This is a genomic window from Fusibacter sp. (assembly GCF_057447755.1).
Genome location: NZ_JBVBZF010000103.1, coordinates 1 through 11,185, shown reverse-complemented (window position 1 = coordinate 11,185; position 11,185 = coordinate 1). Strand labels below are relative to the sequence as shown.

12 protein-coding genes are annotated in these 11,185 nt (G+C 34.3%); all 12 read left to right on the top strand.

The window, feature by feature from the left end; genetic code table 11:
* Positions 1 to 1,579 (top strand): flagellin N-terminal helical domain-containing protein (locus tag AC220I_RS12350; RefSeq protein WP_486724145.1); only part of this gene is annotated, 1,579 nt, incomplete at its 5' end.
* Positions 1,580 to 1,852: 273 nt separating this feature from the next.
* The gene (locus tag AC220I_RS12345; RefSeq protein WP_486724144.1) at positions 1,853 to 3,727 is read left to right on the top strand and encodes a motility associated factor glycosyltransferase family protein; all 1,875 of its coding nucleotides are present in this window, start codon (positions 1,853 to 1,855) and stop codon (positions 3,725 to 3,727) included.
* The gene (locus AC220I_RS12340; protein ID WP_486724143.1) at positions 3,727 to 4,272 is read left to right on the top strand and encodes a GNAT family N-acetyltransferase; all 546 of its coding nucleotides are present in this window, start codon (positions 3,727 to 3,729) and stop codon (positions 4,270 to 4,272) included. The genes AC220I_RS12345 and AC220I_RS12340 overlap by 1 nt, the downstream gene beginning before the upstream one ends.
* 13 nt (positions 4,273 to 4,285) lie before the next feature.
* A complete protein-coding gene (gene pseB / locus AC220I_RS12335) occupies positions 4,286 to 5,290 on the top strand; it encodes a UDP-N-acetylglucosamine 4,6-dehydratase (inverting) (protein WP_486724142.1) in 1,005 nt (334 codons plus the stop codon).
* A gap of 11 nt (positions 5,291 to 5,301) precedes the next feature.
* Positions 5,302 to 5,820, top strand: coding sequence for a GNAT family N-acetyltransferase (locus AC220I_RS12330; RefSeq protein ID WP_486724141.1), 519 nt, complete (start codon positions 5,302 to 5,304; stop codon positions 5,818 to 5,820).
* Between the two features lie 21 nt (positions 5,821 to 5,841).
* Positions 5,842 to 6,897 carry a 4-hydroxy-2-oxovalerate aldolase gene (locus AC220I_RS12325; RefSeq protein WP_486724140.1) on the top strand — a complete coding sequence of 352 codons (1,056 nt, stop codon included), beginning with the start codon at positions 5,842 to 5,844 and terminating at the stop codon, positions 6,895 to 6,897.
* Positions 6,887 to 8,383 (top strand): class I adenylate-forming enzyme family protein, encoded by a 1,497-nt coding sequence (locus tag AC220I_RS12320; protein ID WP_486724139.1) that lies wholly within the window; start codon positions 6,887 to 6,889, stop codon positions 8,381 to 8,383. Before AC220I_RS12325 ends, AC220I_RS12320 begins: the two co-directional genes overlap by 11 nt.
* Positions 8,380 to 9,120: a hypothetical protein gene (locus tag AC220I_RS12315; protein ID WP_486724138.1), complete on the top strand. Its 741-nt coding sequence runs from the start codon at positions 8,380 to 8,382 to the stop codon at positions 9,118 to 9,120. The genes AC220I_RS12320 and AC220I_RS12315 overlap by 4 nt, the downstream gene beginning before the upstream one ends.
* Before the next feature lie 51 nt (positions 9,121 to 9,171).
* Positions 9,172 to 9,420 carry an acyl carrier protein gene (locus AC220I_RS12310; protein ID WP_486724137.1) on the top strand — a complete coding sequence of 83 codons (249 nt, stop codon included), beginning with the start codon at positions 9,172 to 9,174 and terminating at the stop codon, positions 9,418 to 9,420.
* A gap of 19 nt (positions 9,421 to 9,439) precedes the next feature.
* Complete coding sequence (locus AC220I_RS12305; RefSeq protein WP_486724136.1) at positions 9,440 to 10,111, top strand: cyclase family protein; 672 nt, start codon at positions 9,440 to 9,442, stop codon at positions 10,109 to 10,111.
* 17 nt (positions 10,112 to 10,128) lie between these two features.
* Complete coding sequence (locus AC220I_RS12300) at positions 10,129 to 10,809, top strand: class I SAM-dependent methyltransferase (RefSeq protein WP_486724135.1); 681 nt, start codon at positions 10,129 to 10,131, stop codon at positions 10,807 to 10,809.
* Between the two features lie 10 nt (positions 10,810 to 10,819).
* A partial coding sequence (locus tag AC220I_RS12295; RefSeq protein WP_486724134.1) for an AAC(3) family N-acetyltransferase occupies positions 10,820 to 11,185 on the top strand: 366 nt, incomplete at its 3' end.

The window sequence follows — 11,185 nt, the reverse complement described above, 5'->3', positions numbered from 1 at the left end:
TCTTGCAATCTCTGAAAAAATGAGATCACAAGTTAGAGGCTTAAGCCAAGCATCTAGAAACTCGCAAGATGCGATTTCTTTGGTTCAAACAGCTGAAGGTGCTCTTAATGAAACGCATGACATTCTTCAAAGAATGAGAGAGCTTGCAGTTCAAGCTTCTTCAGATACTAACGTTGCTGAAGATAGAGAGCAAATTCAAAAAGAGATTGATCAGTTAACAAACGAAGTTAACCGTATTGCAAACACAACTGAGTTCAATACAATGAAACTTTTAAATGGTGACAGATCAAACACTGCTGGTGAAGTTATTAGTACAACAAATACGTCATCAACTTCAAAAGTAGCTGTATCTGCAGTTGAAACATTCACATATTCTGAATTTGTTACAAATACTCAAAATGTGAAGTTTGTTAATAACAATATCGCAATCGATACGACTCAATCTTCATGGGCAACTCTTGAAGCGGGTGGTGATACTAACGGTTCTGTTACTGTAACAATCAAAAAAGTTGATGCTGATACTGTATCAATCGCTATGACTTTAAAAGCAACTACCGGTGGTACTATTTTAGCGGTTAGTGACTCTGTTGACTTTACAGGAACAGATTTCGCTTATAGCGATCATGGGGTGTCATTTACAATTTCTGCAATTGATACCGTAACTGCTGGTACAACTGTTACAATGAAATTAGAAAATGCAAATGTTGGTACTTTAGCATCTGCAATCGGTACATTAAATGAGTGGGATACAATGACTAAAGTATCTGCTGGTGGTACTGCTGCAAGCGTTGGTAACGTAACGATTACAGACAGTGACTTGACTGGGGCTTATGTAATGTCAGTTTCTTACACTGGTACTATCACATCTGTTGGTGGAACTAACTCAGGTTCATTAACAGTTAAAGTATTAGACTCTGCAGGTGGCACACTAGCAACTGATACAATTTCAGGTACAGATACAATCAATTATGATGCACATGGTATCCAATTCGTATTCAATGCGAACGATGTATCTGCTGCACAATTTGATCATATCTTTGAAACTCAAACAACAACAACTGTAGCAACTACAACTAATACAATCACAACAGGTACAGATGGTTCTTTACAATTCCAAATCGGAAGTAATGAAGGACAATCAATGTCACTTGACCTTAACAAAATGGATGCTGTGGCACTTGGTTTAGCTAAATCAAACAACGGTGCAGGTGGTGCTGGTTACATCACATCAGCTGCAACTGTAACAAATGGTACAGATAACACTGCAACTTACTTTGGTTTAGATTTATCTAACGCTGATGATGCTGCTAAAGCAATTTCTACGATCGATAAAGCACTCACTAAAGTTTCTACTGAAAGATCTAAGCTTGGTGCATACCAAAACAGATTGGAACACACAATCAAAAACTTAGATACTTCTTCTGAAAACTTAGCAGCTGCTGAATCGAGAATTAGAGACGTTGATATGGCGAAAGAAATGATGGAATTCACTAAGAACAACATCTTATCTCAAGCTGCTCAATCTATGCTTTCTCAAGCAAATCAAGCACCTCAAGGAGTACTTCAATTATTAAGATAGTACGAATGATAAAATTGGAGACGAAAGTCTCCAATTTTTTTGATTATATACAACAAATAATGTTATATAGATCATTAGTTTTCATCCAGCTTTGAGCAAGAGTGTTCAAACTAGATGAGCTACTTTAAGTATTAAAAACATAAGTATGAAAGTTCATTCAATATAGAATTTTAATATATAAAAGTAAGTAAAATAAACTGGGAGGTGTTTACCATAGAAATCAAAAGAATCAAACCCAATAGTGATATTTACAAAAAAAACTTAAAAGTTTTATTGAAAAAAGATCCTGAATTAGTAGCGAGATTGGACGCAGTAGTGAGTACAGATCGCTTTTTAGTGAGTCTCAATGCAGATGGTAAAACCTTTAATCTTTTTATGCCGGAGAATAATCAGCACTATTATAAAAAAGACAATCCAATGTTTGATGTCAAAGAGCAACTGGAAGGTTTAAACCTTAGAAATACAAGAATAGCCATGTTTTTAGGATTTGGACTTGGATACGAAATTATTTATTATTATTCACATATGTTAAAAAAACAGATGACAACCATTTCTTTTTTAATTGAGAAGGATTTGGAATTATTTAAAATCGCATTAACTTTAACGGATTTTACACAAATTTTAAAAAGCCCAGGTGTATATTTGCTCGTAGGCATGAGTGAAGATGACATGTTTATTAAAATTAGAAAAATCCTAGCAGAAGGTAACCAATTTTTCCTAGGAAAAGCAATGAAGCCGGTTTATTATCATACGGCAATGGTTTTAAACAAGGATTTTTATCTGAATACCATTAGACTATTTAAAGATGCTCTTGTTAGACAGCTGGGATATGTTGGCAATAGCTGCGAGGATTCTCTTGATGGCTTGAGAAATATGTTTATTAATATTAATGAAATTACCCATTATCCTGGTGTTAAAAGTTTTTATAACTTAACCCCTAACAAACCTGCAATTATTATTTCTTCGGGACCATCCCTTGAAAAAAACATCGATTTATTAAGAGACTTAGGAGATAAAGCCGTTTTAATTTCAGCAAATTCAACCATGAGGGCAATAAAGCCTTTTGGGATAAAGCCCCATATTGTCTGCTCGCTTGAACGTACCTCTCTTACCAAAACATGCTTTGAGACACTTGAAGAAGAAGACATGAAGGAGACGATTTTAGCAGCTTGTCCTGTTATTCCAAAAGAAGCATATGATATTTATAAAGGCCCTAGGATGGTTGTATATCGTAAATTCGACCATTTTCTTTGGCTCGAAATTGATAAGGGGATGATGTTGATACGTGAATCGTCATCTAATATGGCTTTTTCAATTGCTGAAGCCATGGGTTGTAATCCGATAATTTTAGTAGGACAGGATCTTGCATTTGGCGAGGATAGTGAAGCATCCCATATATCGACATCCATGTCGGGTAGCCATCAAGATGTTCATTATAAGCGTAAAGAATTATTTACAAAAGGCAATTATAAAGATCAGGTAAGAACAAATGAAACTTGGATGGGAATCAAACAGTCATTTGAACTCGATATTGCAAATTATAAAGGAAAATGTATCAATGCAACTGAAGGTGGCGCTTATATTCATGGCACAGAACTGATGACTTTAAAAGAAGCAATTGATCGGTATATGACACAACCTTTTAAACCAAAAAAAATCTTATTTGACAAACTTGCAGAATTTTCTTCGGAAGAAGCCATAAGGGAACAAAACCATGTGCTCGAATTGATTGATGACTCGTTAAGAAATCTTCAGAACGTGGTAGATAAATGTCTAGACGGCTTGAAGCATCATAATGAGAACAAGGAACACATGTTGTCTATTATGAACAAACAAGATGTGTTGACAAATGATGAACGTACACAAGCTAATACCTTTTATAATCAAACCATTAAACAGAAAAATTCGATTAAAGATGACAGTAAAGATTTTCAGCTCCTATTAATGCATGTTGTTCAACCTTTCTATGTACATTTTGAAATTGACATGTATCAAGTGCCTGATAAATATGAAGATATCGATCAAGCTAAAGTGGAAATGGCGCTTCATCATGCGAACTGGTTCCATAAAATTATGGAGCTCACAAAACTCGTCATGATTGAAATGGAAGAGGCTAAGGAAAGGATGCTTAATGTAGGTGAAGAATGATGTCAATTTATATTAAAGGTGAAAAAATTTCATTAAGAGCACTTGAAAAAGCAGATATTAATGAAAACTACTTGAAATGGATCAATGACCCTGAAATCAATCAGTATATGGAATCAGGTAGTTATCCAAGTAATATGGAATCTCTATATCGATATTTTGAAGGAAGTCAAAATTCTTCAACAAGTGTGCCTTTTGCCATTGTGGATAATGAAGAAGGTAAACATATTGGAAATGTCAAAATTGACTCTATCCATTGGATTCACAGGAGAGCATTTTTAGGCATTATGATCGGTGAGAAATCAAGTCACGGAAAGGGCTATGGCACTGAGGCAACTGAGCTTGCTTTGAAGTACGCCTTTAATCAACTCAACCTCGTTAAGATTAAGCTTGGTGTAGTAGCCAATAATAGTGCAGCTGTGAAAATTTATGAAAACATTGGCTTTAAGCGAGTTGGTTATTTAGTTGATGAGTTTTATTATCACGGAAAATATCATGATATGATCTACATGGAAATCCATAAGAGGGACTACATTAAATCAGAATGAATGGAGATATCGTATGTTTAATGATAAAGTAATTTTAATTACAGGTGGAACAGGTTCGTTTGGGAAAAAATTCATCGAAATGATTTTTGAAAAGTATTCGCCAAAGAAAATCATTATCTATTCTCGTGATGAATATAAGCAAAGCCTTTGCAAGCAAGAATTCAGCAAAAAATTTGATATGGACAAAATTCGATTTTTCATAGGCGATGTAAGAGACCGAGATCGCCTTTATAGGGCTTTAATTGGTGTAGATTATGTTATACATGCTGCAGCGATGAAACAAGTACCTACCTGTGAGTATAATCCGTTTGAGGCAATTAAAACTAATATCCATGGTGCTCAGAACCTCATTGATGCAGCCATCGATAGAGGTGTCAAAAAGGTAGTTGCACTTTCCACAGATAAAGCGGTTAATCCTATTAACCTTTATGGCGGAACGAAGTTGGTTTCTGATAAGCTTTTTATTTCTGCTAATGCTTATTCAGGTACAGAAGGCACTGTTTTTTCAGTTGTGAGATATGGAAACGTATCTGGGAGTAGGGGTTCTGTTATCCCATTTTTTAAGGAGATCGTTGAATCCGGAGGTAAATCACTCCCCATAACAGACCTTAGAATGACTCGATTTTGGATAACCCTTGAAGAAGGTGTCGAACTCGTTTTTAAGGCTTTTAAAGAGTCAAAAGGTGGAGAAACCTATATTTCAAAAATTCCGTCATTTAAAATTTCGGATTTAGCAAGAGCTATAGCGCCCAATGTAGAGTTAAATGAAGTCGGTATTAGAATTGGTGAGAAGATACATGAAATCATGATAACAAAAGATGATTCAAGAAATACGTATGAGTATGAGAATCACTATGTAATTTATCCTGAGTTTGATTGGTGGGATTCCAGTAAAAACCTGATGGATGGTGGAAAGAAAATTGATGAGGGATTTGAATATTCGTCAGACACCAATTCTGAATGGCTTTCACAGGAAGATCTTAGTCTAATGCTAAAAAAAGCAGGCTATATAGAATAGGTGAAAGTGTGATGGTTATGAATAAAGTCACTTTAAATACGGAAAGAACTATACTCAAACCCATGTCTGAACAGGATGCTGAAAGTATTGTAAAATGGCGAAATGATGATGAGGTTCTTAAGAACTTATTTTTACAAAAGAAGATTACAATAGAGGATCATATGAACTGGTTTGAAAAATATCAAACGGATGAAACAAGAATGGAATGGGTGATTCATTTAAAAGAGGGACAAGTTCGAATTGGCACAATTGGATTGAGTTCTATTGATTATGTGAACCATAGTGCAGAGTATGGTATTTTAATCGGTGAAAAAGAATATTGGGGACAGGGATATGCCTTTGAAGTGAGTCAAGCGATTTTAGACTTTGGATATACAAATTTGAAGCTCGATTTGATTTACTTAAACGTCTTTGAAACCAATATTGGTGCAATAAAACTTTATGAGAAGCTAGGTTTCAAATACTTATCAACAAACGAGAAAATTGTTCATATGCAACACTTTGAAAAGGCGTTTATTCAACGACTATAGCAGATTGTGAGATGATCTTATATGAAAAAGTTCGAGATTTTGGATACAACCATAAGAGACGGAAGCTATGCGATTAATTTCAGTTTCACTGCATTAGATGTATACAATATTGTTAAAGCGTTAGATCAAGTTGGCGTGAAATATATTGAGGTAGGTCATGGTGTTGGTTTTAATGCCAAAAAGATGGGTTATACACAAGCTGTAGAATCCGATGAAGCTTATCTTGAAGCTGCTAACAGTGCTGTAACAAATGCAAAGTATGGGATGTTTTGTATCGTTAATGTGGCAAGATTAAGTGACTTAAAAATGGCTGCTAAGCATAATATGGGATTTGTTAGGATTGGTGCTGACGTTTCGAAAATCACAGAAATGGAAAGATATATTAAAACCGCAAAGGATTATGGCATGACAGTTATGGCAAATTTTATGAAATCATATGTTTTGCCACCTGAAGCTTTGGCTGAAAAAGCATTACTCGCGGAATCATATGGTGCTGAGGCAATTTATGTTGTGGATTCAGCAGGCGGTATGTTTCCACATCATATCAGAGATTACTATAATGCAGTACGTGAGGTTTCAAATGTACCACTGGGATTTCATGGACACAACAATCTTGGACTTGCGATTGCAAATAGTTTAGAAGCTGTTGAGTGTGGTTATAGCTTTATAGATTCTACACTTCAAGGTTTGGGTAGGAGTGCTGGTAACGCATCAACTGAAGTCTTGGTTGCTGCACTTGAAAAGCAAGGATATAATACTAAAATTGAGCTCCTAGATCTATTGGAACTTGGACAAAAATATATTCAGCCTTTAATTGATTTAAAGGGATCAAGAATACTAGATACTATTGCAGGCTATTCAGAGTTTCACTCTTCATACATGGGCCATATTCACAAATATGCGGCAAAATATTCAGTAGATCCAGCAAAATTAATCATTGAAATGGCTAAAATTGATAAAGTTAATTTAGATGAGGCTGTACTTGATCGGATTGCGAGAGAACTGAAAAAAGAAGAAATCAACCTTGGTAAGTATGACTTTAGAAAGTATATTGGTGGTGAGCAGGATGAATTATAAGGACATAAATCTACATGAAAAAATGCTCGATACACTTGTATCAAGATTTGAAGAAGTGTTTATCATTGACGCGTTCAATGATAAACCTTTTACCTATGAGCATTTTTTTGGAAATGTAACTCTATATATACAAGTTTTTAAAGAACTTGGTCTAAAAAGACAGGATAAATTGATGTTCATACTTGAAAATTCAATTGATCTTGTTTTTTTGTATTTTGCAGGTTTGCTTTATGACATAACGCTAATCCCTGTAGATCCTCAGAAAGGACAAAATGAAATTCAAAAAATCAGCGAATATGAATCGAATGCATGGATATTGCATGATATCAAATTCGATATCCAGTCCAACAAAATGATTGAATTTGAGTCGTTTAAAAGTAAATTGAATTTCAAACTTTTAGAACATTTTAATAAATCTGATTTGATGAATGAAGTCTCTCATATCGATTTGGATAGAGATTACCTCGTAATGTTTACTTCGGGTACTTCAGGTGAACCAAAGGGTGTAGTCCACTCTTTCAGAAATTTGCTTACAACAGCTTTGGCGTTTTCCGATAAGTTTGGGTTTGATTCTAATAATATTTTTTATCAAAATATGCCAATGACTTATATGGCGGGTTTTCTCAATCAAATGATTATTCCTTTTATTACGGGTGGAAAAATTATTATCGGAAATCGATTTAGCATCTCAGAAGTTATGCATTTTTGGAAGTATCCAATAAAATATGGTGTAAATACATTTTGGTTTAATCCAACAATGTTATCCTTATTGACTAAATTAGATCGCAGTGATGAAGGTGTTAGATACACAAAGTCAAAAAAAATTATTGGATGTGTTGGCACAGCTCCTTTATATGACGAAGTGAAAGAACATTTCGAATCAAAATATTCAATCACCTTATATCAGAGTTACGGCTTATCAGAACTTTTGTTTATTTCTACTAATTTTCCCCTAAAATCGCAAAAAGAAAACTGCGTAGGGGACTTATTAGATGGTGTGGAGATAAAAATTGCTGAGGATGATGAAATATTGGTCAAGGTACCTTGGGTGTTTAAAGGGTATACAAATCTCAGTACAAAGCCTTTTTTCGAAAATGAATTTTATAAGACTGGGGACGTAGGCATGCTTTTAGAAGACAATAGCCTTGTTATTAAAGACCGTAAAAAGGATATTATTATTCGTGGCGGTATAAATTTAAGTCCAAGAAACATAGAATTATTATTAAGCGATATGCACTTATTTTCAGATTTTGCCATTACATCTGCAAAAGATCAGACCATCGTTGAAAAAATAATCTGTTACTATGTTAGTGAAAATAAGATTACATCTGAAAAAATGCAGATCAATACAGAATTGAGTTCAAAATTAGGAAGTGCATATAAAATAGATGAGTTCATTCTAATAGATGAAATTCCTAAGAACATAAATGGAAAAGTAGATAAGAAAAAACTGCAAGAATTATATGAGGGGTACAAGAACAGATGATTATTAAAATTGACCATATTGCCTTATATTCAAATCATTTGGAGAAGTCGCAAGAACTACTTGAGCGGTGTGGTTATCAAGTGAAGTTTACGGAAGTGAATGTTTCTAACCCACAGATAAAAAAATCACTGATGACATATTTTCCGGAACGATATAGTTTATGTTATATGTCACATGATAAAAATTTGGATATTGAAATTGTAACCGCAGAGGTTAGTAGTAATAAATTAGCATTTTTAAAACCCAAGTTGAATGGAATTGGGGACGAAGCCTTAAATGAAAAAGACAATGGCCTAGAAAAATCACTAAATGAACTCATGGAAATGATGCCTCTTACCGATAACAATATAAGTAACTTACAAATAATAAGATGTTCCGTTGGTAAAATCGAAAGCAGTGTTTTATTTTGGAAGCTCTTTGGTTTTTCAGAAGAATTAGTGGATAAAAAGAAGAGCATGGTCTTTAACAGTATTTTACCTGATCAAAAGTGTGTTAAAATCTTTTTCGATGAAGCTCATGACACAATAGGAAATCACTTTTTGAATGACGTGGGCTTCAACTGCCTAGCCTTTATTACAACATCGATTGATAGAGATCGACATAAATTTATTAAGAACGGCTTTGAGGCGACCCAGATAGAACAAATTCGAATAAACAAACGACCATTAAAGGTGTGCTTTGTTATCGGGAAAAATGGAGAACTTGCTGAGCTAATTGAAATGCAAAAGGAAGCATAGGTAGGGATATAAACAAATGAATCAATTAGAAGATAAAATAGGAGAACTATAATGGAAATTAAGGTTAAGGAATGGATAATCCAGTGGTTTGTTGAGAATTTAGGAATTGAAGTTGAGGTAATCAATGAGAATTTGGAGGCAAATTTTTTCCACAATGGATGGATGGACTCGTTTCAATTCATCAACTTCATTTCAGATATTGAAGATGAGTTTGAAGTCACTTTTTCTAATGACGAATTTCAGGATCGTTCGTTTGCATCAATTAATGGTGTGTCAAAATCTATATCGCTCAAATTATAATTATATTTAGGAGGTCAATATGAAAATTTCAAAAATTGTAGACCTCACTTATCCGATTGAGGAAGGCATGTTAACGTTTCATGCCAAATGGCATCCCCCTGTTGAAATAACAATAATGGGAAAAATAAGTGAAGTCGGTAGAGAAACGAGAAAATTATCTTTTGGTTCACATACGGGAACACACATGGATGGTTCCAGACATTTCATTGAAGGTGGAAGAACGATTGATCAGGTACCGCTTGAAACAGTTTGTGGACCAGTATCTATTATTGATTGGTCAAATTTAGATGGAAATTTTGAAATTACAGTTGAAATGCTTAAAAAGATTAAAATTACCGAAAGAATGATCTTTAAATTTGGATGGAGTAAGTATTGGGGAAGCATGGAAGACTACTATTATAATTACCCTTATTTTTCAAAAGAAGCTGCACAGTATTTAGTGGATAAAGGGTTAAAGGTTATGGGACTAGATACCCCGTCGCCAGATGATAGTCGAATTAAACTAGGAAGTCATCGAGATTCTGAAATTCATAAAATACTTTTGAAAAACGAAATTGTTTTAGTGGAATATTTGGCAAATCTCGAATCAGTGGATTTAAGCTCAGAGTGGATGCTTATGGCTATGCCAATAAAAATAAAATCAGGCGATGGTGCACCTGCAAGGGTTTGTTTAGTCTCGTTTGAATCTTAATAATAGCAGGGGGAAATATGTATAATTTCGAAAAAGAATGGACAAAAGCTTATGCAAATAACAGTATGGAGTTTCCTGCAGAATACCTTATTCGGATATTTAAGGGATCATATCCAAATTTAACATTAAGAGATTCAGGATATACAGGCAAGAAAGTTTGTGATGTTGGTTGTGGAGATGGTAGAAATTTCGTAATGTTAAATCAGTGCGGTTTAGAACTTTATGGCGTAGAGGTTGCACAAAGTATTGTTGATAAAGTAAAGATAAATTTAGATTTAAATCATATTCCAGCAACCGTCAAAGTAGGTACAAATGACAAGCTGGATTTTGAATCTGAGTTTTTCGATTATTTAATATCTTGGAATAGTTGCTATTATATGGGCGACAATAGAACGATGGATGCCTATGTGAATGAGTTTGCACGTGTAATGAAATCAGAAGGTTATCTTGTTTTATCTATTCCAAAGAAGACCTGTTTCATCTATAAAGGTGCTGAAGCCTTAGATTCTGAATATGTAACCATAAAGAATGATCCTTTTAATGTCAGAAATGGTGAGAGATTAAGAATGTTTAGTGATGAGAATGACATAGTTAATACATTCTCAGGGCATTTTAAGAATTTCATCTTTGGCTCAATTGAAGATGATTGTTTTGGATTTGATTATCATTGGCATTTAGTAGTATGCCAAAAGAAATAAGGTCATGCTTATGAAATATCATTACACTTATAGGGACATCGTAGAGGCATTAAAAGATGCTGGACTAAACAAGGGTGCAAATGTATTTATTCACAGCAATATCGGTTTTTTTGGCAGACTTGAGGAAGCTAAAGATCAGAAAGCGTATTATGAGGCTTTTAAAAATGCCTTTTTTGAGGTTATTGGAACTGAAGGCACAATTGTATTTCCAACATTTTCATATAGCTTTTGCAACGAAATGCCATTTGATATAAACAAAACACCTGGTGTATGTGGTTTCTTGTCTGAAGAAGCTAGAGTTGATCCACTGGCATTACGGTCAATGGATGCAAATTTTTCAGTAGTGGCATTGGGTAAAAATGCAAAGTTTTTTACG

Excerpts from the sequence above, each read along its gene's own strand:
- AC220I_RS12340 (WP_486724143.1), top strand. The coding sequence starts at position 3,727 with ATGTCAATTTATATTAAAGGTGAAAAAATTTCATTAAGAGCACTTGAA.
- pseB (WP_486724142.1), top strand. The coding sequence starts at position 4,286 with ATGTTTAATGATAAAGTAATTTTAATTACAGGTGGAACAGGTTCGTTT.
- AC220I_RS12330 (WP_486724141.1), top strand. The coding sequence starts at position 5,302 with ATGGTTATGAATAAAGTCACTTTAAATACGGAAAGAACTATACTCAAA.
- AC220I_RS12325 (WP_486724140.1), top strand. The coding sequence starts at position 5,842 with ATGAAAAAGTTCGAGATTTTGGATACAACCATAAGAGACGGAAGCTAT.
- AC220I_RS12320 (WP_486724139.1), top strand. The coding sequence starts at position 6,887 with ATGAATTATAAGGACATAAATCTACATGAAAAAATGCTCGATACACTT.
- AC220I_RS12315 (WP_486724138.1), top strand. The coding sequence starts at position 8,380 with ATGATTATTAAAATTGACCATATTGCCTTATATTCAAATCATTTGGAG.
- AC220I_RS12310 (WP_486724137.1), top strand. The coding sequence starts at position 9,172 with ATGGAAATTAAGGTTAAGGAATGGATAATCCAGTGGTTTGTTGAGAAT.
- AC220I_RS12305 (WP_486724136.1), top strand. The coding sequence starts at position 9,440 with ATGAAAATTTCAAAAATTGTAGACCTCACTTATCCGATTGAGGAAGGC.
- AC220I_RS12300 (WP_486724135.1), top strand. The coding sequence starts at position 10,129 with ATGTATAATTTCGAAAAAGAATGGACAAAAGCTTATGCAAATAACAGT.